At 64.4% G+C, this 20,424-nt stretch carries 24 protein-coding genes; 12 read left to right on the top strand and 12 right to left on the bottom strand.

What is annotated here, in order from left to right; genetic code table 11:
- Positions 1-63: 63 nt before the first annotated feature.
- On the bottom strand, positions 64-1,503 hold the full coding sequence (gltX, locus tag AC1RNP_RS08995; protein WP_493050906.1) for a glutamate--tRNA ligase: 1,440 nt from the start codon (positions 1,501-1,503) through the stop codon (positions 64-66).
- A 230-nt stretch (positions 1,504-1,733) separates the two neighbouring features.
- On the opposite strand from gltX, the gene lpxH reads away from it, so the two are divergent.
- Positions 1,734-2,453 (top strand): UDP-2,3-diacylglucosamine diphosphatase, encoded by a 720-nt coding sequence (lpxH, locus tag AC1RNP_RS08990; protein ID WP_493050905.1) that lies wholly within the window; start codon positions 1,734-1,736, stop codon positions 2,451-2,453.
- A gap of 22 nt (positions 2,454-2,475) precedes the next feature.
- Here the strand turns inward: lpxH and AC1RNP_RS08985 are convergent, their stop codons facing one another.
- The 4 genes from AC1RNP_RS08985 to AC1RNP_RS08970 are packed head-to-tail and all read right to left on the bottom strand — an operon-like array spanning position 2,476 to position 6,430.
- Positions 2,476-3,321, bottom strand: a complete 846-nt coding sequence (locus AC1RNP_RS08985; protein WP_493050904.1) for a ferritin-like domain-containing protein — start codon at positions 3,319-3,321, stop codon at positions 2,476-2,478.
- The gene (locus AC1RNP_RS08980; RefSeq protein ID WP_493051006.1) at positions 3,251-3,856 is read right to left on the bottom strand and encodes a hypothetical protein; all 606 of its coding nucleotides are present in this window, start codon (positions 3,854-3,856) and stop codon (positions 3,251-3,253) included. Before AC1RNP_RS08980 ends, AC1RNP_RS08985 begins: the two co-directional genes overlap by 71 nt.
- Positions 3,853-5,328 carry an amidophosphoribosyltransferase gene (purF, locus tag AC1RNP_RS08975; protein WP_493050903.1) on the bottom strand — a complete coding sequence of 492 codons (1,476 nt, stop codon included), beginning with the start codon at positions 5,326-5,328 and terminating at the stop codon, positions 3,853-3,855. Before purF ends, AC1RNP_RS08980 begins: the two co-directional genes overlap by 4 nt.
- Positions 5,329-5,383: 55 nt before the next feature.
- A complete protein-coding gene (locus AC1RNP_RS08970; RefSeq protein ID WP_493050902.1) occupies positions 5,384-6,430 on the bottom strand; it encodes an SPOR domain-containing protein in 1,047 nt (348 codons plus the stop codon).
- A 232-nt stretch (positions 6,431-6,662) separates the two neighbouring features.
- Here AC1RNP_RS08970 and AC1RNP_RS08965 point away from each other — a divergent pair, with 232 nt between their 5' ends.
- Both AC1RNP_RS08965 and AC1RNP_RS08960 read left to right on the top strand, forming a co-directional pair.
- On the top strand, positions 6,663-7,520 hold the full coding sequence (locus tag AC1RNP_RS08965) for a DNA/RNA non-specific endonuclease (protein ID WP_493050901.1): 858 nt from the start codon (positions 6,663-6,665) through the stop codon (positions 7,518-7,520).
- 66 nt (positions 7,521-7,586) lie between these two features.
- Positions 7,587-7,958 (top strand): hypothetical protein, encoded by a 372-nt coding sequence (locus AC1RNP_RS08960; protein WP_493050900.1) that lies wholly within the window; start codon positions 7,587-7,589, stop codon positions 7,956-7,958.
- 128 nt (positions 7,959-8,086) lie between these two features.
- On the opposite strand, the gene folC is transcribed toward AC1RNP_RS08960, so the two are convergent.
- Both folC and AC1RNP_RS08950 read right to left on the bottom strand, forming a co-directional pair.
- A complete protein-coding gene (folC, locus tag AC1RNP_RS08955; RefSeq protein ID WP_493050899.1) occupies positions 8,087-9,352 on the bottom strand; it encodes a bifunctional tetrahydrofolate synthase/dihydrofolate synthase in 1,266 nt (421 codons plus the stop codon).
- Positions 9,349-9,993: a histidine phosphatase family protein gene (locus AC1RNP_RS08950; RefSeq protein ID WP_493050898.1), complete on the bottom strand. Its 645-nt coding sequence runs from the start codon at positions 9,991-9,993 to the stop codon at positions 9,349-9,351. Before AC1RNP_RS08950 ends, folC begins: the two co-directional genes overlap by 4 nt.
- Before the next feature lie 168 nt (positions 9,994-10,161).
- On the opposite strand from AC1RNP_RS08950, the gene AC1RNP_RS08945 reads away from it, so the two are divergent.
- From AC1RNP_RS08945 to AC1RNP_RS08920, 6 genes are all read left to right on the top strand, one after another.
- On the top strand, positions 10,162-10,401 hold the full coding sequence (locus AC1RNP_RS08945) for a DUF6289 family protein (protein ID WP_493050897.1): 240 nt from the start codon (positions 10,162-10,164) through the stop codon (positions 10,399-10,401).
- Between the two features lie 78 nt (positions 10,402-10,479).
- On the top strand, positions 10,480-10,707 hold the full coding sequence (locus tag AC1RNP_RS08940) for a hypothetical protein (RefSeq protein ID WP_493050896.1): 228 nt from the start codon (positions 10,480-10,482) through the stop codon (positions 10,705-10,707).
- 71 nt (positions 10,708-10,778) lie between these two features.
- Entirely contained in the window at positions 10,779-11,006 is a 228-nt protein-coding gene (locus tag AC1RNP_RS08935; RefSeq protein ID WP_493050895.1) for a DUF6289 family protein, read from the top strand.
- Between the two features lie 58 nt (positions 11,007-11,064).
- Complete coding sequence (locus tag AC1RNP_RS08930; protein ID WP_493050894.1) at positions 11,065-11,283, top strand: DUF6289 family protein; 219 nt, start codon at positions 11,065-11,067, stop codon at positions 11,281-11,283.
- A 27-nt stretch (positions 11,284-11,310) separates the two neighbouring features.
- Positions 11,311-11,544 (top strand): hypothetical protein, encoded by a 234-nt coding sequence (locus AC1RNP_RS08925; protein WP_493050893.1) that lies wholly within the window; start codon positions 11,311-11,313, stop codon positions 11,542-11,544.
- 146 nt (positions 11,545-11,690) lie between these two features.
- Entirely contained in the window at positions 11,691-11,906 is a 216-nt protein-coding gene (locus AC1RNP_RS08920; protein WP_493050892.1) for a hypothetical protein, read from the top strand.
- A gap of 42 nt (positions 11,907-11,948) precedes the next feature.
- On the opposite strand, the gene AC1RNP_RS08915 is transcribed toward AC1RNP_RS08920, so the two are convergent.
- Entirely contained in the window at positions 11,949-14,150 is a 2,202-nt protein-coding gene (locus AC1RNP_RS08915) for a S46 family peptidase (RefSeq protein ID WP_493050891.1), read from the bottom strand.
- 234 nt (positions 14,151-14,384) lie between these two features.
- Between AC1RNP_RS08915 and tdh the strand changes: the two genes are divergently transcribed.
- From tdh to kbl, 3 genes are read left to right on the top strand one after another with little or no spacing between them, the layout of a single operon-like run.
- Positions 14,385-15,407: an L-threonine 3-dehydrogenase gene (tdh, locus tag AC1RNP_RS08910; protein ID WP_493051000.1), complete on the top strand. Its 1,023-nt coding sequence runs from the start codon at positions 14,385-14,387 to the stop codon at positions 15,405-15,407.
- Between the two features lie 13 nt (positions 15,408-15,420).
- The gene (locus tag AC1RNP_RS08905) at positions 15,421-15,714 is read left to right on the top strand and encodes a hypothetical protein (RefSeq protein ID WP_493050890.1); all 294 of its coding nucleotides are present in this window, start codon (positions 15,421-15,423) and stop codon (positions 15,712-15,714) included.
- A gap of 40 nt (positions 15,715-15,754) precedes the next feature.
- The gene (gene kbl / locus AC1RNP_RS08900) at positions 15,755-16,948 is read left to right on the top strand and encodes a glycine C-acetyltransferase (RefSeq protein WP_493050889.1); all 1,194 of its coding nucleotides are present in this window, start codon (positions 15,755-15,757) and stop codon (positions 16,946-16,948) included.
- 62 nt (positions 16,949-17,010) lie between these two features.
- Here kbl and AC1RNP_RS08895 read toward each other — a convergent pair whose 3' ends face one another.
- The 4 genes from AC1RNP_RS08895 to AC1RNP_RS08880 form a co-directional block, all read right to left on the bottom strand.
- On the bottom strand, positions 17,011-17,535 hold the full coding sequence (locus tag AC1RNP_RS08895) for a hypothetical protein (RefSeq protein ID WP_493050888.1): 525 nt from the start codon (positions 17,533-17,535) through the stop codon (positions 17,011-17,013).
- Positions 17,536-17,751: 216 nt separating this feature from the next.
- Positions 17,752-18,288, bottom strand: coding sequence for a hypothetical protein (locus AC1RNP_RS08890; protein WP_493050887.1), 537 nt, complete (start codon positions 18,286-18,288; stop codon positions 17,752-17,754).
- Positions 18,289-18,443: 155 nt separating this feature from the next.
- A complete protein-coding gene (locus AC1RNP_RS08885; protein ID WP_493050886.1) occupies positions 18,444-18,962 on the bottom strand; it encodes a hypothetical protein in 519 nt (172 codons plus the stop codon).
- A gap of 208 nt (positions 18,963-19,170) precedes the next feature.
- A complete protein-coding gene (locus AC1RNP_RS08880; RefSeq protein WP_493050885.1) occupies positions 19,171-20,292 on the bottom strand; it encodes an OmpA family protein in 1,122 nt (373 codons plus the stop codon).
- Positions 20,293-20,424: the final 132 nt, after the last annotated feature.

Below are 20,424 nucleotides of genomic sequence, written 5' to 3'. Positions count from 1 at the left end.
GCGAACTCAAGCCGCGCCCGAGTACGGGATCATGCCAAAAGTCCCCGAAAAACCGGTTTCGGATCAATCCGCGGCGGCGGGAATCCGCTGCAGGGCGGCATCGATGCGCTTCAGCGCCTCGCCCTGCCCTGCCAGGTAAACGGTATGTGAAATGTCGGGGCTCACCTGGGTCCCGGTGATCGCCACGCGCAGCGGTTGCGCGATTTTGCCCATGCCGATGCCGAGCGCTTCGGCGGTCGCGTGCAGCGCCTCGCTCACCGTCTCGGCGCTCCAGGTACCCAACTGCGCCAGACGCTGACGCGCCTCGGCCAGCGGCATGCCTGCGGCGGGCGTCAGGTGCTTGGCCACGGCGGCATCGTCGTACTGCTCGAGCGGCTGATACCAGACCGCGGCGCGCGCGGCCATCTCCTTCAGTGTCTGCACACGATCGCGCAGGGCGATCACCACGTCGGCAGGCGCAGGCCCCTTGGCAAGGTCATAACCCGCCTCGTGCAGATGCCATTCCAGATGCTTCGCCACCGCCGCCGGATCGTCGCTCTTCAGGTACTGCTGATTGAGCCAGCCGAGCTTGGCCGGATCGAGCCGCGAGGCCTTGGCGTTCACGTCCTTCAGGTCGAACAGGCGCGTCATCTCCTCGATCGAGAAGATCTCCTGATCGCCGTGCGACCAGCCCAGACGCACCAGATAGTTCAGCAGCGCGTGCGGCAGATAGCCCTCATCGCGATACTGCATCACATCGGCCGCGCCGGTGCGCTTGGAGAGCTTGGCGCCCTCGGGATCGAGGATCATCGGCAGGTGCGCGAAATGCGGCACCGACGCGGACACGCCGCTTTGAATCAGCGCCTCATAGATGTTGATTTGCCGCGGCGTGTTGTTGACATGGTCGTCGCCGCGCACGACGTCGGTGATCTTCATGTCGAGATCGTCGACCACGACGGCGAAGTTGTAGGTGGGATAGCCGTCGGAGCGGAAGATCACCAGATCATCGAGTTCGCTGTTGCTGATCTCGATGCGGCCCTTGACCTTGTCCTCCCAGGCGACGCTGCCCTCGAGCGGATTCTTGAAGCGGATCACGCGATTCGGATCGTCGCGGCGCGCCTCATCGAAGCCAGGTTCGTTGCGATCGCGATAGGCGCCGTTGTAACGCGGCTTCTCGCCCTTCGCCATCGCCGCCTCGCGCATCGCCTCCAGCTCTTCCTTGGTCTCGTAGGCATAGTAGGCGTGCCCGGCGGCGACCATCTGCTCGGCGACCTCGCGATAGCGCGCCAGCCGCTGCGTCTGGTAGATCGGGCCCTCGTCGTAATCGAGGCCGAGCCAGTCCATCGCCTGCAGGATCGCGTCGATCGCTGCCTGCGTGCTGCGCTCGCGATCGGTGTCCTCGATGCGCAGAATGAACTGCCCGCCCCGCCGCCGCGCTTCCAGCCAGCAGTAGAGCGCGGTGCGTGCGCCGCCGATGTGCAGGTATCCGGTGGGGCTGGGGGCGAAGCGAGTGCGGCAGGTCATGATCTGATGCTGTTCTTCGTGAGATTTGGAATTTTACCGCACGCAAGGGATGCGCTTGGTCGTCTATTGCACGATGCCCCCCAACCGAAGGAAAGCCCCCCTTTAGTAAAGGGGGCGCCGCGACAGCGGCGGGGATTTGGAGATAAAAAGCCTGGGACCCAAAGTTTGCAGCGCGAACTTTGGGGCTTTATCTGGCGCTAACGCCAGATAAAGCGGCTTAGAATCAGCGGATGACCACGCTTTTCATCTCCGATCTGCACCTCGATCCGGTGCGCCCCGAGGTCACCCGGCTGTTCGGCGAGTTCGTCGACAACGAGGCCCTGCAGGCCGAGGGGCTGTACATCCTCGGCGACCTGTTCGAGGCCTGGGTCGGTGACGACGATCCGTCCGAGACCGGCGCCTTTGTCGCGGCGAAGCTCAAGGCACTGGCCGAGAGCGGCGTACCGGTGTTCTTCATGCACGGCAACCGCGATTTCCTCGTCGGCGAGGACTATGCGCGCCGCGCCGGCATGACGCTGCTCGCCGATCCGACGCCGATCGACCTCTACGGCAAGCCCGTCCTGCTGATGCACGGCGATCTGCTGTGCACCGACGACACCGCCTATCAGCAGTTCCGCACGATGACGCGCAATCCCGCCTGGCAGCAGCAGTTCCTGTCGCAGCCACTGGCCGCGCGCCTGGCCTTCGCGCAGCAGGCGCGCGCCGCCAGCCAGGCGCGACAGGGCGAGCTGCGCGAGGCCGGCACGATGGAGACCATCACCGACGTGTCGCCGGAGACCGTGGCCGACACGTTCGCGCGCTACGGCATCGACACGATCATCCACGGGCATACGCATCGCCCGTCGATCCATCGCGATGGCGCGCACACGCGCATCGTGCTCGGGGATTGGTATGAGCAGGGCTCGGTGCTGCGCGTCGATGCCGATGGGATGGAACTCGCCAGGCTGTAGCCCCTTCTTCGTGGAAAAGGGGCTAATCCGTTAGCTGCTGCAAGGCACGCAACTCGTCTTCGCCGAAGCCGGCGGCAGTGCGCGCCTCGATGTTGAACGGACCATGCAGCACGGCGCGCGCGTACTCCGCGAGCAATTCCCGGAACTTCGGCTCGGGCCGCACACCCACGCGCTCGCAATGCCAGCGGAACCAGCGGCTGCCGGCGGCGACGTGCGCGATTTCCTCGCGCAGGATCACTTCGAGGATGTCGGCCGTGGCATCGTCGCCAAGCGCGCGCAGCTTCACGATCATGCCGGGCGTGACATCGAGCCCGCGCGCCTCCAGCACGCGCGGCACCAGCGCCATCCGCGCCAGGCCGTCGTGGGCGGTCTTCTCGGCCATTTCCCACAATCCGTTGTGCGCATCGAAATCGCCGTAGTCGTGGCCGAGCTGTTGCAGGCGCTCGCGCAGCATGACGAAATGCCGGGCCTCGTCGTTCGCCACGCTCACCCAGTCGGCGTAGTACTGCGGCGGCATGTCGCGGAAACGGTAGACGGCATCCCAGGCGAGATCGATGGCGTTGAACTCGATATGCGCGATGGAGTGAACGAAAGCGGCGCGGCCTTCCGGCGTGCCGAAGCCGCGCCTGGGCAGATCGCGCGGATGCACCAGCAGAGGCCTTTCAGGCCGCCCCGGCATGCGGATCGGTTCGGGCGGTGATGTGGTGTCGTCGGAATGGAGTTCGCCGCGACCGTAAGCCTCTGCGGCAGCGAATGTCCGGGCGACTTTGTCTTCCGGAGCGGCCGCCGCCAGGCACTCACTCGCGGCTTGCTGGAGGCTCGCCATTTCCCGGCTCCGAAGTTGCTTTCTCCGCCGCTGCCCTCGCATTCGCCTCATCGAGTCGCTTGCGCATTTCCTGTTCGCAAGGATTGTTCTTGTCGTGAAATTCGCAGCGCATCCGATTGACGCAGACCGCCTCGAGAATCGCGACCTGCCCGGCATGCTCGGGCCAGGGCGTGATCGCCGTCTGCACACCGACGCCGCGTGAGGCGGCGTCCAGAGTACTTCCCGCACCGGTCATTCGCAGCCGCCGCGTGCGGCATTGCACGGCGTAGGCCGCGTAGGGGTACGAAAGCGAGCCCCGCGAATGGATTGATCGCGCCAGGTATACCTTCACGATATCCGGCCCGAGACGTGTGGCACCGAGCACTTCGGGGCCGCCATGGACAGGGAAGAAATTTTCATCGGTATAGGCGTAGGTGGGCGGGTACAGCACCACGCTACCGACGGGGTCCCCCTGCACTACGCGCGGATCGTCAAGCTTCGTGACCGGGGATGCAGCCTCGCCTCCATTGCGATGGCATGCGGCAATCGCCGCCACCACCATCGCGACGGCGATCGGCTTGCGGAATCCCCGCTTCACGAAGCCAGGCGCCGCTTCTTCTTCGCCTCGTCGGAACGCAGCTGTTGGAGGCGCTCGAAATAGCCTGTCTCGATGCCGGTGACGTATTCGCCACTGAAGCAGGAGCTGTCGAACTTGCGTCCGACGAATTTCGGACCGGCCACGGCGGCCTCGAGATCGGCCAGGTCCTGGTAGATCAGCCAGTCGCAACCGAGGAACTGCTGGATCTCCTGCTCGGTGCGGCCATGCGCGATCAACTCGTCCGCCGACGGCATGTCGATGCCGTAGATGTTCGGATAGCGCACCGGCGGCGCGGCGGAGGCGAGGTAGACCTTGCGCGCGCCGGCATCGCGCGCCATCTGCACGATCTGCTTGGACGTGGTGCCGCGCACGATCGAATCGTCGACCAGCAGCACGACACGGTTGCGGAATTCCAGCGGGATCGGATTGAGCTTGCGCTTCACCGACTTCGCGCGCTCGCCCTGCCCCGGCATGATGAAGGTGCGGCCGACGTAGCGGTTCTTGATGAACCCTTCGCGATATTTCACGTTGAGCGTGTTGGCGATTTCCAGCGCGGAATCGCGCGAGGTGTCGGGAATCGGGATCACCACGTCGATATCGTGATCGGGACGCTGGCGCAGGATCTTCTCGCCCAGCGTCACGCCCATGCGCATGCGCGCCTTGTGCACCGAGATTTCCTCGATCATCGAGTCCGGACGCGCGAAATACACGTATTCGAAAATGCACGGCGCGTGCTGCTGCGGCCCGGCGCACATCTGCGTGTGCAACTCGCCGCGCGCGGTGATCACGATGCCCTCGCCGGGCTGCACGTCGCGCAGGCGTTCGAAGCCGAGGATGTCCAGCGCCACCGATTCCGAGGCAATCACGTATTCGTCGGGGCCTGCGTCGGTGCGCCTGCGGCCGAGCACCAGCGGACGGATGCCATACGGATCGCGGAACGCGACCAGGCCGAGACCGAGCACGGTGGCGACCACGGCATAGCCGCCCTTGGCGCGCCGGTTGACGCCTTCGATCGCCTTGAACGCGGCCGCCGGCGTCAACGCATGCTGCCGGTCGAGCTCGTGCGCGAACACGTTGAGCAGCACTTCCGAGTCGGATTCGGTATTGATGTTGCGGCGATCCTCCTCGAACACCTCGCGGCGCAGCGCGTCGGTGTTGATCAGGTTGCCGTTGTGCGCGAGCGCGATGCCGTAGGGCGAGTTCACGTAGAAAGGTTGGGCCTCGTCGCTACCCTCGCTGCCCGCGGTGGGATAGCGGCAATGGCCGATGCCGACGCGGCCTTCCAGCAGGTGCATCGCCTTCGCGTCGAAGACGTCGCGCACCAGGCCGTTGCCCTTGTGCACGCGCAGCTGCGCGCCGTTGGCGGTGGCGATGCCCGCCGCGTCCTGTCCGCGATGCTGCAGCACGGTCAGGCCGTCATACAGCGCTGCCGCGACCTCGGTGGTTCCAACGATGCCGACGATGCCGCACATAGGTTTGATCTGCCTGAAATGAAACGTTGACTACGGTGACGAGCGATCCGTGCGCTTAGGGATGCGGGCGGACCATCCCGTCCGCTCCGGTTTTCGTCTTGATCTGCGCCTTGAGGCGGTCGGCGTCGGCACGGTTCACGACCGGGCCGGCAAGCACGCGGGTCAGCGAGCCCTTGTCAGTCTTGACCGTTTCGACGAAGGCGCTGAAACCGGCGGCGCGCAGTTCGTCTCGCTTCTTGTTCGCCTGATCCGCGCTGCTGAAGGCGCCGAGCTGCACGGCGAAACCGACCGACGATGCGCCGGAGGGCTTCGGCGCGGGTGCGGGCGTCGGTTTGGCCGGCTCGGGCTTGGCGGGCTCGGGCTTAGTAGGAACGGGCTTGGTCGAGGCGACCGGCTTCGCCGGTTCCGGCGGCAGCGGCTGCGGCTTGGCCGGCGTTGGCTCGGGCTTGACCGGCGCGGGCTTCGACGCACTCGCCATGGCGGGCGTCGCGGCGTCGGCCGCGTCCAACGCCACCACGCGCGAAGTCGACTGCTTGCCGATTTCGTTGACGCGCAGGCGGGCCGTTTCGGCATCGGCGCGGGTCGCATACGGGCCCACGCGCACGCGCCAGACGGACTTGCCGCTCATGGTGGTGGTTTCGCGGTAGGCGGGCAGCTGCGCGGCGTGCAGGCGCGACACGACGGTATCGGCGCTGACGCTGCTGGCGTAGGCGCCGAAGTGCACCGCGTAGTCGCCGCCCGCCACGCTCGGCGGCAGCATCGGCTCCGGCTTGGCCAGGTCGGCGGCGTCGGGCGAGGGTTCGGGCTGGCTGGTGGCCGGTCCCGCGGTCGTGGTGTCGACGGTGGGCAGCGTGTCGCCGCCATTGCTCGAAGCGTCGGGGGCCGGCATCCCGGTCGCGCCGTTGGCCGGGGCCTCCTCGGGCGCCACCAGCGGCAGATCGCGGGTCTGCATCTCGCCCTGCGGCGCTTCCGGGGTCTTGAGCGGAACGTCGGACACCCCGCTGTCGGGCGCCGGACCCTTGACCAGCATCGGCAGGAAGATCACCGCAAGCGCGACCAGTACGGCCGCACCGATCAGACGCTGTTTGAGTTGGGATTCCATCGAGACTCGCGGAAGCGGACAGGCCCCCAAATTATACCCGTGCGGGTGAGGCAGGGCCCGCGCACGCCACAGGCCGTGATCGCCCGTGCAGCCGCGCGTACAGACGCCGTACATGCCGGCTTTCACGAGAATCCGTCGCGATTCCGTGCCGAAAGCTAGGGTGATCCCCAGTACCGGCCGCGACGGTGCGCACCTAGACTTGCGGTCATCGAAACCGGCAATGAGAGACCGCATGGTCATGCTCGTCGATGGTCGCGCCCCCTACGTTCCGCCGCCGCCCCCTCCTCCGCCGCCAACCCCGCCGGAGCTGACGAAAGCCGACCCGGCCGTCGCCAACGCGGCCATCGAGCAGATGACGCCGGCGCAGGCGACGCAGCTGAAGTCGGATGTCGAGCAGATGCCGATCGGCGACCGCACCGACTTCGTCAACGATCTGGCGACCAAGCTGGAAGCGCCGCAACTGGTCAAGATCGAAGGCGTGTTCGGCCAGGACACCGTCGCCAACGCCGTGGAGACACGCAGCCCGCTCGCCGTCCGCGACGAATACGCGGCGCTGTCCACCGGCAAACCAACCGATACGGCGCCCGCCAACGGCACCACCCAGACCACCGAACGCATCGGCGCCAACTCTGTCACCTGGACCAACGACAGCCAGGGCCGCCCGATCCACGTCGAAGCCGATCTGAGCGAAGTCTTCGAGGGCATCGACCGCAGTTCCGCCGAGACGGACGCGCAGCGCGACGCCGCCGATCGCGGCATCGAGGGTGACCAGGGCGGCCATGTGATCGGCCATCGCTTCGTCAAGGATCAGGGCCTGAAGAACCTGTTCCCGCAGAACGGCAACTTCAACGTCAGCGCCTACAAGACGCTGGAGAACGAATGGGCCGACTGGATCGACAGCGGCAAGGAAGTGCGCATCACCGTCGACCTGACACCGGCCAACGTGGATCGCCCCGACAAGGTGCGCGTGTCCTATGAAGTCGTCGATCCGGCCAACGGCAGCGTCGTGTACGATCAGCGCGTCACGTTCCGCAACGAGGCCGGTCAGACCTACGATCGCGTGCCTCGCGGCGACATGGACAAGTTCTGAATAGGCAAGTTCTGAATGGACAAGCTTTGAATCGCCAAGCGCTGATTGTTCCCGAGGTGCCGCAACGTGGATAAGGACGCTTTGATCGTCGAGATCGGCCGGCTGATCGCCACCGACACCAAGGTCGCCGCGCAGCCCTGGGATCGGTACGCACTGGTGGCGTGGTACGGCGATGGCGTGTCGAAGCTCAACGGCTTCCGCTATGTCGGCGAGGAAGCCGGACAGCCCGCGACGCCCGCAGCCCCCGAACTTGAAGATCGCCTCGACGAGCTGCGCGACGCCACCCGTGTCGACGGCAAGGCACCGTGGCATGCCTGTGTGTTCAGGCTCGATCGCGGAACCGGCAAGGCCACCGTCGATTTCGAGTACGAGCATCCCGAGCGCTGGCACGTGACGCCGGCGACGGCGGCCGAGATCGCGCAGCGCGCGCGTCCCTGATAACGCGTGTGGTTCTCTCAGTCCGTCCTTCCCGCGAAGGCGGGAATCCATGGGCTTTCGTCAAGACTGCAATGATCGGACCAAACATCCTTGGATTCCCGCCTTCGCGGGAATGACGAAAAAATCGCCTACTGCAGAACCGAAAGCGCCGCGGCGACGGTGAAGAAGGAACCGAACACGAGAATACGATCCCCCTCGCGTGCCTGCGCGCGCGCCGCCGCGAGCGCGGTCGCGACATCGGCATGCCGCTCGGCTTCCGCCGCTGCGGTGCCGGCGAGTCGCTCCGCGAACGCATCGACATCGAGTCCGCGCGGCCCGGACTCTTCCAGCCCCGCGATGTACCAGCGCGCGATGCCTTCCCGCAGCGCTGACACCACGCCGACGATGTCCTTGTCCGCGAGCGCCGCATAGACGGCGAAGGTGCGCCCTGCGGCGACATCCGCACGCAACCACGCGTCGAGTTCGCGCGCCGCCTGCGGGTTGTGACCGACATCGACCACGATCTCGACACCATCGCGCTCGAATCTTTGCAGCCGCCCCGGCAGGCTCGCATTTGCTACACCCTCGACGAGCGCTGCATCTGGAATCTCCACATCCAGCGCGCGCAACGCGGCGATTGCGGTCGCGGCATTGCGCAGCTGCGCGGGCGCCACCAGCTTCGGCAGCGGCAACGCCACCTCATAACCCACTTCACGCCATTGCCAGCTGGCATCGTCGATGCGTTCGAAGAAGAAATCGTTGTTCGCCCGCCAGGTCGAAGCGCCGATCGCGTAGGCATGACCGAGCACGCTCGACGGCGGATCGTCCTCGCCCAGCACCAGCGGCTTCCAGGCGCGGGCGATACCGACTTTCTCGAAGCCGATCTTTTCGCGGTCGTCGCCGAGATAGTCCTGATGATCGAGATCGACCGTGGTGATCACCGCGACATCGGCATCGACGATGTTCACCGCGTCGAGGCGGCCACCGAGACCGACTTCGAGGATCGCCAGATCCAGATCGGCGCGCTGGAACAGCCACAGCGCCGCGAGCGTGCCGTATTCGAAATAGGTCAGCGGCGTGTCCGCGCGCGCTGCCTCCACGGCTTCGAACGCCGCGGCCAGCATTGCGTCATCGGCATCACGGCCGTCGATGCGCACGCGTTCGTTGTAGCGCAGCAGATGCGGCGAGGTGTAGGCACCGGTCTTCCATCCGGCCGCGCGCGCGATCGCTTCGGTGAACGCCACCGTCGAGCCCTTGCCGTTGGTGCCGCCGACCATGATCACGTGCTTCGCCGGCTTGCCCAGCGACAAGCGCCCGGCCACTTCGCGCACACGCTCCAGCCCCATCGCGATGGTCTTCGGGTGCTGGCGCTCGATGTAGGCCAGCCAATCACTCAGCGATTTCATGACACTCACAAAGCGCGGTGCACGGCTTCGCCGAAGAACAGGGTGTGATGCGAGCAATCGTTGAGGCGCACCACGTCAAGATGATCCACGTCCGCGCCTTCGAGCAGGTTCAGCGTGGTCGGCGCCTGGCGGAACGTCCACAGCTTCGAGAACGGGATGCCCAGCACATGGCACAGGAGAACGCGGTTGACGGCGTCATGCGCCACCAGCAGCAGCGTGTCGGCGGGCTGCAGGCCTTCGCTCGCGCGCACGAGCGCGGGCCAGGCGCGATCGAATACCTGTTGCAGCGACTCGCCTTCCGGCATCTGCACGCTGTCCGGCGTGTCGCGCCAGGCCTGCAGGCGCTGCGGATCGCGCTCGCGGATTTCGCTGGCCAGCAGGCCTTCCCAGGTGCCGTGCGCGATCTCCATCAAGCCCGGATCGGTCGTCAGCATCGGCACCCGTGAAGCCCCCAGCGCCAGCTCCGCGGTGCGCCGCGCACGCGACAGGGGCGAGGCGACGGCGCGATCGATCTTCACGTCGAACAAACGCTCGCCCAATGCAGTGGCCTGGGCTTCGCCGATCGCCGACAGCGGAATGTCCTCCTGTCCCTGGTAGCGGCCTTCTGCGTTCCAAGGCGTTTCACCGTGACGGGCGAGCAGGATTTTCATGCGTGGGGCGAAGAGTGATGGTGGCGCGGCAGGTTATCAGACCTGCCTCACATTTGGTGCGCCGCATCGTGCATATGCTCCGTCGTCAGGCGAATCTCTCGATTCGTTCCAAGGGGGGACTCCAGCACGGACGCACCAAGTGCAATCCACTCGACCAGGAGAATCTTGATGCGAAAGACACCTCTGGCCCTGCTGCTGGCTCTGGCATCCGCCACCGCCGCAGGTACCGCCCTCGCCGTCGCCGCGGCGGGCCCGGATGGGCCTGGGCAGATCTACGACTACTACGACGATACCGGCCAGCATGTCGGCCACTTCGCCATCGATTGCGACGGCAACATCGACAAGTGGGGCCATGGCACCAGCCACTACGAGGTCGGCTACTACATCTGCGACCCCGATCCGCGCTGATCACGCTCGCGTCGGATGACCGGCGCATGCGCCATCGCGCGCATGCATCGTCCAACTTCAAAAAAGAGAGAGAACAACATGCGCAATCCCCTCATCCTGGCCTTGGGCCTGGCTGCCTCGCTCGTCGCCACTGTCGCCCTCGCCCGCCCGCCGGGTCCCGACGAAATCGGCGAGTTCTACTTCTACTTCGATGCGAACGGCGAAATCGTCGGCGAGGCATCGATGGACTGCAACGGCAACCTCTTCGAGTCCGGTATCCGCACCAATTCGTACAGCAGCGGCCACGCGATCTGCCCGCAGGATTGACCGGTCGCCCTGACTTCAACGCGGCCGCGCATTCGCCCGGCCGCATCAACACACCTCATCGGAGCAGATCCATGCGAACCGCACTCGTTCTGAGTCTCGGCCTCGCCGCCGCGCTTGCCGCCGGCAGCACCTCGGCTGTCGCGCCCGATCTCGGGCTGGGCGAATTCGTTTACTACCTCGACGCTTCCGGCAATGTCGTCGGCTACCGTGCCATTCATTGCGACGGCACGCCGGAATCCTGGGGATTCATCACAAAACGCAGCGAAGGCGGCGTTTTCCTCTGTGAACCCGACGTCTGACGGTCATCGCGACCGATCGTTTCCCATCGTTACTTAAACAAACATCAGGAGTCTTCCAATGCGCAAGAAACTCGTCATCGCCCTCGGCCTGAGCGCCGCTCTCGTTGCCGGCATCGCCCTCGCCCGTCCGAACAACGGCGACATGGGCGTCTATCTCGATGACAGCGGCAACGTCGTCGGCACCTGGGTGATGAGCTGCGACGGTGTCTTCAGCTATTCCGGCACGCGCACGTCGTACTCGGTCACCAACGGCCATCTGGTCTGCAACCCGCGCTGATGCGTGGCGAAAAAAGGAGAACCCGATATGCGCAAGACATTCACCATTGCCCTCGGCCTCGGCGTCGTCCTCACCGCGAGCGCGGCCTGGGCGGTGCTGTATCCCTCGCAACCAGGTGACTACGTCTACTATCGCGACGCCGACAATCAGGTCGTCGGCCAGGCATGGATTCCCTGCTATTCCAGCGAAGTGCGGGAATGGGGCGAGAAGACCGCCAATGCAGTCAAGACGCACATGAACTGCCCGCCGCCCGTGGACTGAGCGGTGATCCATCGGCATCCGGAAGCGGCGGCGGAACATCCCCGCCGCCGCTTTCTTCCCGGAAGAAACCGGCGGTTGATCGAATTCTCTTGCCGGTTCAAAAGCGTCGACACCGTCGTCGACATGGATGGAAAAGGAGTTTGAACATGCTCAAGAAGAAATTCGCACTAGGCCTCGTGCTGGCCGCGATCACCATGACCGCGGCTGCAGCAAAACTTCCTCCCCCGCGCCAGATTTACGGTTACTACCAGGATGGCGTGCAGGTCGGCTGGGCCGTCAACGACTGCCAGGGGAACATCACCGTGCACGGCGTGACCACCGGGGATGTCCGATTCCTCGGCGAGGTCGACTGCAGCCAGTAGGCACGTCGCACCGACACGTTTGAACGAAGCGGCGGTGGAAACCTACCGCCGCTTTTTCTTCGCAGGCTTGCCGGCCGGAGTTTGGCTAGGTGCGATGTTCATCTCGCGCAGCAACTGCGGCGCCGGATAGACCTCCTGCATGATCCAGCGCACGTAGCGGCCATCGACCGAAATCATCCGCGTCATCGCCGGATCGAACACCCAGTTCGACACCACCGCCTCCCAGTTCATGTCGAACGCGAGTCCGACCAGCCGCCCCTGTCCGTCCAGCACCGGAGAACCGGAGTTGCCGCCGGTGATATCGAGATCGGAAAGGAAATCGACCGGAAGCGTACCCAGCGCGCGATCGGCGAGCTTGCCGTAGCGCTTCGCGGCGATGGCATCCAGCAACAGCTTGGGCGCATCGAACGGCGCCTTGCCCGTGTTCTTCGCCGCCACCTGCTCGGCCGTCGTGAACGGCAGCTGCGCCGCGCCGCTGAGCTTCGTGTACGGTTTGACGTTGCCGAAGGTGATGCGCAGCGACGAGTTGGCATCGGGATACACCGCCTCGCCCTTGCTCTTGCGGTAATCGGCGACCGCCTGCAGATACACGGGGCGTGCGATCAGATCGTCGCCGGCGCGCGTCTTGCGCACGCGCTCCTGTTCCAGCAGCGTCGGCATCATCGCGACCGCGTACTGGATCGCGGGGTCCTTGCTGCTTTCGAACGCCTTGCTGTCGGCGGTGAACCACTTTGTGCGTTCGGCGGAATCCCCAAGCCTGGTCTTCGCCAGTTTGTTGACGGCACGCGTGATCGCCTTTTCGTTGCTTCCGCCCAGCCATTTGTCCACCGGCTCCAGGCGCTGTTGTTTGGTCAGATCGATGTATTGCGTCAGCCAATAGCGCTGCAATCCGCTGTCCATGCTGGCCACATAGCGGCGATCCATCTGCTTGAGCGCGCCCTCGATCGTGGGCAGATCGCGCTCCTGATAACCAACTTCGCGCTCGGCATCCGGCTTGGCGCGTTCGAGACTGAGGCGGTACAGCGTGATCGCCGTACCGATGGCGCCGGTATTGTTGAACTGGCCGAGGATCGCATCGCGATCGCGCGTCGTCTTGGCCTCGTTCGCCAGCGCCACCAGACGATCATGCGCCTCCAGGGCCGGTTTCCCGGCATCGCCCTGGCTGCGCAGCCAGTCGAGCACCGCGTTCTCCTCACTGTGCTTGCGCGCGGAAGCACCGATGCGCTTGAAGCCTTCGATCTGTCCGTCGTAGTTCTTGGACACGTTCTCCCAGCTGCGCACGGTGTTGGCGTATTTCACGGCGATGTCGGGCTGCTTGGCGCCCTCGGCCTGGACCAGCGCGATCACCTGCTTGAGATGGCGCGAGATCGTCGGATACGACCAATCGGCGGTGTTGTCGAACTCGTCGGCCAGCGCATAGCGGTTGGTGACGCCCGGATAGCCCGCGACCATGACGAAATCACCGGCCGCGAGCGGCTTGTCGGCGAACTTCAGCCAATGCCTGGGCTGATACGGCACGTTGTCGGCGGCGAACGCGGCCGGCTTGCCATCCTTGCCGATGTAGGCGCGATAGAACGAGAAATCGCCCGTGTGCCGCGGCCACATCCAGTTGTCGATCTCGCCGCCGTAGTTGCCGATGCTGCCGGGTGGCGCATAGACCAGGCGCACATCGCGAATCTCCAGATTCTTGAACAGACGATATGCATTGCCACCCGAGAAGCTGTAGAGCTTGCAGCGATAACCGCCCCCCTTCTCGCAGGCACTCACCAGTTGCTTTTCGATGTTGTCCTGCGCCTCGGTCCGCGCCAGCGCGTCGGGCGCCGCCGCGATCGCCGCCTTGACCTGCCCGGTCACGTCCTCGATCGAATCCAGCACGTAGATGCGCGCATTGGGGCCGGCACTGAGCTCGTCACTACGATTGGCGGCGTTGAAGCCGCTCACCATCAGATTCTTCTCGGGCGTCGAATTGAGCTGGATCGCACCGTAGGCGCAATGGTGGTTGGTCACCACCAATCCCTGCGGCGAAACGAAGCTCGCCGTGCAGCCGCCCAGCGAGACCACCGCGCCGACCGGATCGCCGGTCAGATCGGCGAGCTGCTTCGGATCGAGCTTCAATCCGGCTTGTTGCAGCGCCGGCGCGATCTCCGGCAGCTGTTGCGGCACCCACATGCCTTCATTGGCGCTCGCCGTCGTCGTCAGCAGCAGCGTGCTGGCCAGCCCCAAGTGAAACATACGCATAGGCACGGATTTCCTTTTGACCAAAAACCGGACCATAGACACAGCCCGAGCATCGCGGCAACTGCCAGCGGTCATGAACGGCACCTCGCCGCGCGGACGGCGCGGCTCGATGCGGCGCGGACGATGCGGCGCGCTGCCCCACGAAGGCGCGGCGGTACAATGGCGCCCTCTTTCCGACTTCGCCGGCCCACCATGTCGCAGACCACCCTGCAATCGACGTCCTCGCAGCTCCCTTCCAGCATGAAAGCGCTGGTCAAACGCGAAGCGGCCAAAGGCATCTGGATGGAAGAGGTGCCGGTGCCCTCGCCCGGCCCCAACGAGGTGCTGATCCGGCTCGAGAAAACCGCGATCTGCGGCACCGACCTGCACATCTATCTGTGGGACGAGTGGAGCCAGCGCACGATCAAGCCCGGCCTCGTCATCGGCCATGAATTCGTCGGCCGCGTCGTCCAGATCGGTCCCGGCGTCAGCGGCTACACGATTGGCCAGCGCGTATCGGCCGAAGGCCACATCGTCTGCGGTCATTGCCGCAACTGCCGCGCCGGCAAGCAGCACCTGTGCCCGAACACCGTCGGCATCGGCGTGACCCGCAATGGCGCCTTCGCCGAATATCTGGTCATGCCGTCCAGCAACCTGTGGCCGATTCCGGACCAGATTCCGAGCGAACTGGCCGCCTTCTTCGATCCCTACGGCAACGCCGCGCATTGCGCGCTGGAATTCGACGTGGTCGGCGAGGATGTCCTGATCACCGGCGCCGGCCCGATCGGCGTGATGGCCGCGGGCATCTGCAAATACATCGGCGCGCGCAACGTGGTGGTCACCGATGTCAACGACTATCGCCTCAAGCTCGCCGCCGACATGGGCGCCACGCGCGTGGTCAACGTCTCCAACCAGTCGCTGAAGGACGTGATGAGCGACCTGCACATGGAAGGCTTCGACGTGGGCCTGGAGATGAGCGGCAATCCGCGCGCCTTCGGGGACATGCTCGACTGCATGTACCACGGCGGCAAGATCGCCCTGCTCGGCATCCTGCCCAAGGGCGCGGGCGTGGACTGGGACAAGATCATCTTCAAGGGGCTCACGCTGCACGGCATCTACGGGCGCCGCATGTACGAGACCTGGTACAAGATGACGCAACTAGTGCTGTCCGGCTTCCCGCTCGGCAAGGTGCTCACCCACCAACTGCCGGTGGACGAATTCCAGAAGGGCTTCGATCTGATGGAATCCGGCAAGGCCGGCAAGGTGGTCCTGAGCTGGAACTGACGGAGGCTTCGCGATGGCGACGTCCGGCGACAATCGACTCGATGACGATCTTGATGGAATGACGCGCGAGGCACTGATCGCGGAGGTTCACAAACTGCGACACGGCATTCGCGCGCATCGCGACAGCACCGGCCACGAGCTGTGCTGGCACCATCCGGACCTGTGGACGTTGCTGCCCGAACGCACCGATCCGGCACCCGTCGTACCGATCTGGCCCGAATTCATGCGCGGCTGCATCCGTTATCGCCAATCGCTCGATCGGCAACTACCGGATGCGCCTCGCAGCAACGAACCCTATACGGGCTGACACACACAATTCCGCATCCGCGGCCGCAGACGAGCTTTCCATGTCATTGACGCAACGCTACACCGATACCCTCGAAGACATCCGCGAACAGGGCCTGTTCAAGTCCGAACGCATCATCACCAGCCCGCAATCGGCCGAGATCACCCTCGCCGACGGCCGCAAGGTGCTGAACTTCTGCGCCAACAACTACCTGGGCCTGGCCGATCATCCCGACGTCATCCAGGCCGCCAAGGATGCGCTCGACACGCACGGTTTCGGCATGGCCTCGGTGCGCTTCATCTGTGGCACCCAGGATCTGCACAAGCAGCTCGAGAAGACCATCGCCGATTTCTTCGGCACCGAGGACACCATCCTCTATGCCGCCTGCTTCGACGCCAACGGCGGCCTCTACGAGCCTCTGCTGGGCGAGGAAGACGCGATCATCTCCGACGCCCTCAATCACGCCTCGATCATCGACGGCATCCGCCTGTGCAAGGCCAAGCGCTTCCGCTACGCCAACTGCGACATGGCCGATCTGGAAGCACAGCTGCAGGCCGCCGACGCCGCCGGCGCGCGCACCAAGCTGATCTCCACCGACGGCGTGTTCTCGATGGACGGCTTCATCGCCCCGCTCGACGAGATCACCACGCTGGCGAAGAAGTACAACGCGCTGGTTCACATCGACGAATGCCATGCCACCGGCTTCCTCGGCAAGACCGGCCGTGGCTCGGCCGAAGTGAAGGGTGTGCTGGACAGGATCGACATCTTCACCGGCACGCTCGGCAAGGCGATGGGCGGCGCGCTTGGCGGCTTCACCACGGCGAAGAAGGAAGTCGTCGAACTGCTGCGCCAGCGCTCGCGGCCGTACCTGTTCTCCAACTCGCTGCCGCCGCATGTGGTCGCGGCCGGCATCAAGGCCTTCGAGATGCTTGACGCCGCCGGTGATCTACGCGAGCAATTGGCGGAAAACACCGCTTATTTCCGCGAGAAAATGGCCGCCGCTGGTTTCGATGTCAAACCCGGCACGCACCCGATCAGTCCCGTGATGCTCTACGACGCACCGCTGGCGCAGAAATTCGCCGCGCGCCTGCTGGAGGAAGGCATCTACGCCATCGGCTTCTTCTTCCCGGTGGTGCCGAAGGGACAAGCGCGCATCCGCACCCAGATGAGCGCTGCGCATACGCGCGAGCATCTCGATCGCGCCATCGATGCTTTCATCCGCATCGGTCGCGAGCTGGGCGTGATCAAAGGCTGAGCATCGCCGTAAAAAAGAAAGGCCGCGATCGCGGCCTTCCTTGGTCCGTGTAACGATACGGATTACTGCGCCGCGAGCATCGCCTGCTCGAGCTGCAGCATGTCCATGTTGAGTTGGACCCTCTTCATCTCAGCCTGGATCAGCAGCTGCTGCGAAGTCGGCGACTGCACCAGCATCGACATGTACAGCTGGAGAACGTCGGCATCCAGGCTTGCGAGGCTGTTGTAATCGATCGCCATGTCCTGCATGTTGCAGTCGTTGCACTGCCCCTGCTGCAGGGTATCCACGTTCTCCGCGCGAAGATTCAGCAGGTCCATCGAGACCATTGCCGCCTTCACATGCGCGGACAGGAAATACTGCTGCGCATTCTGCGCCTGGCCGATCTGGGCATACGCCTTGCCTTGCTGGTAGTACGCGTTGAACAGCTGGTAATCGAGCTTCGTAACTTGCAGGATTTGCCCCGCGATGGCCGGATCGGCCGAGGCACCTTGACTGCACAGCATTGCCATGGCGAGCAGCAGGGCCTGGGCGCCGGCACGAAAACCGCGGCGATTGTTTGTGACAACGGGAATTTCTTGAGACGTCATGTCTTTCCTCCATGAATGTTTGTGGTGGTTTTTTTACTTCACCCACATGCCCCCTCATGCGGTATCGAGCACTGCCACGGGCAATCAATGCATGCCGTGCGACGTGACAGGCGTCGAATCTTTGGCTGTCTATAGCTTGCCGTCAGGCTTTCTCCAAATCGTCGGCGCAAAACGAAAGGCCGCGCGTGCGGCCTTTCGCGATCTCGGTGACGCGGATCACTGTGCCGCGTGTGTGTAGTACTCGGCCTGCTGCAGGTCCAGATCCAGCATGATGATCTGATAATCAGCCTGGGACATCGACGCCTGCGAAGTCGGCACCTGTGACAGGTTCATCAGGTGATACCGCAACACCATGGAATCCACTTCGGCGAATTGGCTGTAGGTGACCGCCTGCTGTTGCAGGTTGCAATCGTTGCACTGGCCGTTCTGCAGACTATCCGCATTCTCCAGCGACAGCTGCTGCAGATCGACATTGAGCATCACAGCCTGCAAATGCGCGGACATGAAATTCGAACGCGCCGCATCGATCTGGCCGTTCGAGACCAATTGCTTGCCGGTCTGATAATAGAGCTTGAACGTCTGGTACTGGATATGGGCGAACTGCAGTGCCTGATCGGCCTGGGCCGGATCCGCCGAAGCGGTCTGACTTCCCATCAACGCGAGCAGAACCAGCAAGGTCCTGCCACCAGCGAGAAAACCACGCCATTTGCGCGGACGCGCGGCGGTATCGACAGCGAGAATCGCTCGAGACATCGTCTTCCTCCTCCATGGACGAACATCGGCATCGCCGGATATCCGGCGAACCACTTCCTGAAAACTCGGCGAACGCTATCAGCCGCACGTGATGGTCACGTGAAAGCTATTCCGACTTAAGCTGGATTCGGACTCCTGCCCGAATCGACGATCCGCTACTTCTTCGGCGGCTTCGGAGCCTCGGCCGCGGGAGCCGGCGTTGCCGGAGCCGGTTGCACGGGCGGCGCCGCGACAGCCGCCGCCGCACCGTTGCCCTTGGCCACGCGCACACCGCGCGCCTTCATCCAGGCATCGAATTCCTCGGCCGTCATCCGCTTGCCGTTCTGGCTCATGTCGAAGCGCCAGGGCGTGTTGTCGAATTCGGTCTGCGGCTTGTAGGCCGCCGGATCGTTGGGGTTGATCGCGCTCGGCGCGGGCATGGCCTTGGCGATGTTCGCGCAGCCTTCGATGCGCAGGCGCAGCAGCACCTGATCCAGCGACTGTGTTTCGTCATAGGCCTGCGCCAGCACGCTGCCGGCGCTGCCAAGGCGGTATGCGGGCGTGGCCAGGTTGGCCGAGATCGGCGCTATCACCGTCGCCTGCACCGGCGCACGCACGTTCGTGTTCGAGCAATCGATCGCCTGCGCAAGTCCGGGGGCGGCGAAACTCAGCAGAACCAGCAACGTCTTGCGCATGAACAATCCCTCACAAATGGTCCGGGGAGTGTAGGCGGCAACGCAGTGTGCGGCAAGTCTTGCGCAAGCTTGCTCATGTATTACTTGAAGTTCCGATCGCCGAAACCGGAATCGATGGAAAAAAGAAACCCGGCACTAGGCCGGGTTTCTTCGTATCGCTGCTTCCTCGGCGTTCGGCCGTGGCCGAACGCTTCGGAAGTTGTCCAACTTAGTTCTGGACGTTCAGCTCGGTGCGACGGTTCTTCGCACGGCCTTCCGGATTGTCCGAACCATCCGGGTTGGTGTTCGGAGCAATCGGACGGGTCTCACCGTAGCCGACCGGGCCCACCAGGCGACCGGCGTCAACGCCGTTGCTGGTCAGGTAGTCGTACACGGCCTTGGCGCGACGCTCGGAGAGCTTCTGGTTGTAGGCGTCGGTACCCTTCGAGTCGGTGTGACCGGCGACTTCAACCTTCAGATCCGGATAGCGCTTCAGGATCTCAACGGCTTCGTTGAGGATGGAGACCGCGTCAGGACGCAGCGTCGACTTGTCGAAATCGAAGTTCACGCCCTTCAGGTCGATCGAGACCGGGACCGGGCAGCCGTCCGGACCGATGGTCTGGCCAGCCTGCGAACCGGGGCACTTGTCGTCGCAGTTGTTGACGCCGTCACCGTCGTCGTCCTTATCCGCGCAGCCCGGCTCGGCGGCCGGAGCCGGAGCGACCGGAGCGGTCGGGGCCGGACCCAGCGGGATCACGACGCCCACGGAGGCGAGCAGGTCACCGAACCAGTCTTCATCATGACCGTGCTGGGTCGGGGTGAAGCTCTGGTCGTCGAAGTCGGCGCGGTAGGCCACTTCGGCGCGAACCGCAACGCGCTTGGTGAAGGTGGTCTGCAGACCGACACCCACCTTGGCGGCGAGGTTGTTGTCACGACGCTGACCGGGGGAGTTCGGGTCAGGCGTGGTCTCGAACTCTTCTTCCACGCGCTGCAGGCCCAGGCCCATCAGGACGTAGGGGTTCCAGCCGCGACCTTCCTTGATGAAGTGGTAGCGGGCGTCGAACGAGATGCCGTACTGGCTCCAGTTCAGGTCTTCACCGTAGTTGACCTTGCCGGAGTCGAAGTTCGGGTTCTGATAGTTCAGTTCGCCGTCGAGCGACCAGTTCGGGCTGATGAACTTGCCGAGGCCGATGGTGCCGAACGGAGCATCGTCGGTGAGACGATCGTTGTCCTGGAAGTTGTAGCCGACGCTACCGGTCAGGTACCAGCGGTCGTCGAACTCCTGCGCGCTGGCCGCCTGGGCGACGCCCAGACCACACAGCAGTGCGGCACAAAGGAGTTTCTTGTTCATTGGGTTCAGCTCCTAGATCAAGGGGAAATTAAAGCGGTGTTGCAGTTTCTACTTCTTAGATTGAGACAGCTGGTCTGCCTGCCTTCGCCGCGCAGACTATTGCCTGCCGTGTGAAGGCGTTGTTAACGCTAC

It is taken from the genome of Luteimonas sp. GW821-FHT14E02 (assembly GCF_058803905.1).
The sequence above is the reverse complement of the archived record's forward strand: the minus strand, read 5'-3'. Positions and strand labels throughout refer to the sequence as shown.

Excerpts from the sequence above, each read along its gene's own strand:
- kbl (WP_493050889.1), top strand. The coding sequence starts at position 15,755 with ATGTCATTGACGCAACGCTACACCGATACCCTCGAAGACATCCGCGAA.
- AC1RNP_RS08895 (WP_493050888.1), bottom strand. The coding sequence starts at position 17,535 with ATGACGTCTCAAGAAATTCCCGTTGTCACAAACAATCGCCGCGGTTTT.
- AC1RNP_RS08885 (WP_493050886.1), bottom strand. The coding sequence starts at position 18,962 with ATGCGCAAGACGTTGCTGGTTCTGCTGAGTTTCGCCGCCCCCGGACTT.
- gltX (WP_493050906.1), bottom strand. The coding sequence starts at position 1,503 with ATGACCTGCCGCACTCGCTTCGCCCCCAGCCCCACCGGATACCTGCAC.
- AC1RNP_RS08985 (WP_493050904.1), bottom strand. The coding sequence starts at position 3,321 with ATGCGAGGGCAGCGGCGGAGAAAGCAACTTCGGAGCCGGGAAATGGCG.
- AC1RNP_RS08925 (WP_493050893.1), top strand. The coding sequence starts at position 11,311 with ATGCGCAAGACATTCACCATTGCCCTCGGCCTCGGCGTCGTCCTCACC.
- AC1RNP_RS08920 (WP_493050892.1), top strand. The coding sequence starts at position 11,691 with ATGCTCAAGAAGAAATTCGCACTAGGCCTCGTGCTGGCCGCGATCACC.
- tdh (WP_493051000.1), top strand. The coding sequence starts at position 14,385 with ATGAAAGCGCTGGTCAAACGCGAAGCGGCCAAAGGCATCTGGATGGAA.
- AC1RNP_RS08945 (WP_493050897.1), top strand. The coding sequence starts at position 10,162 with ATGCGAAAGACACCTCTGGCCCTGCTGCTGGCTCTGGCATCCGCCACC.
- AC1RNP_RS08965 (WP_493050901.1), top strand. The coding sequence starts at position 6,663 with ATGGTCATGCTCGTCGATGGTCGCGCCCCCTACGTTCCGCCGCCGCCC.
- AC1RNP_RS08935 (WP_493050895.1), top strand. The coding sequence starts at position 10,779 with ATGCGAACCGCACTCGTTCTGAGTCTCGGCCTCGCCGCCGCGCTTGCC.
- AC1RNP_RS08930 (WP_493050894.1), top strand. The coding sequence starts at position 11,065 with ATGCGCAAGAAACTCGTCATCGCCCTCGGCCTGAGCGCCGCTCTCGTT.
- AC1RNP_RS08940 (WP_493050896.1), top strand. The coding sequence starts at position 10,480 with ATGCGCAATCCCCTCATCCTGGCCTTGGGCCTGGCTGCCTCGCTCGTC.
- AC1RNP_RS08970 (WP_493050902.1), bottom strand. The coding sequence starts at position 6,430 with ATGGAATCCCAACTCAAACAGCGTCTGATCGGTGCGGCCGTACTGGTC.
- AC1RNP_RS08880 (WP_493050885.1), bottom strand. The coding sequence starts at position 20,292 with ATGAACAAGAAACTCCTTTGTGCCGCACTGCTGTGTGGTCTGGGCGTC.
- AC1RNP_RS08890 (WP_493050887.1), bottom strand. The coding sequence starts at position 18,288 with ATGTCTCGAGCGATTCTCGCTGTCGATACCGCCGCGCGTCCGCGCAAA.
- AC1RNP_RS08905 (WP_493050890.1), top strand. The coding sequence starts at position 15,421 with ATGGCGACGTCCGGCGACAATCGACTCGATGACGATCTTGATGGAATG.
- AC1RNP_RS08950 (WP_493050898.1), bottom strand. The coding sequence starts at position 9,993 with ATGAAAATCCTGCTCGCCCGTCACGGTGAAACGCCTTGGAACGCAGAA.
- lpxH (WP_493050905.1), top strand. The coding sequence starts at position 1,734 with ATGACCACGCTTTTCATCTCCGATCTGCACCTCGATCCGGTGCGCCCC.
- purF (WP_493050903.1), bottom strand. The coding sequence starts at position 5,328 with ATGTGCGGCATCGTCGGCATCGTTGGAACCACCGAGGTCGCGGCAGCG.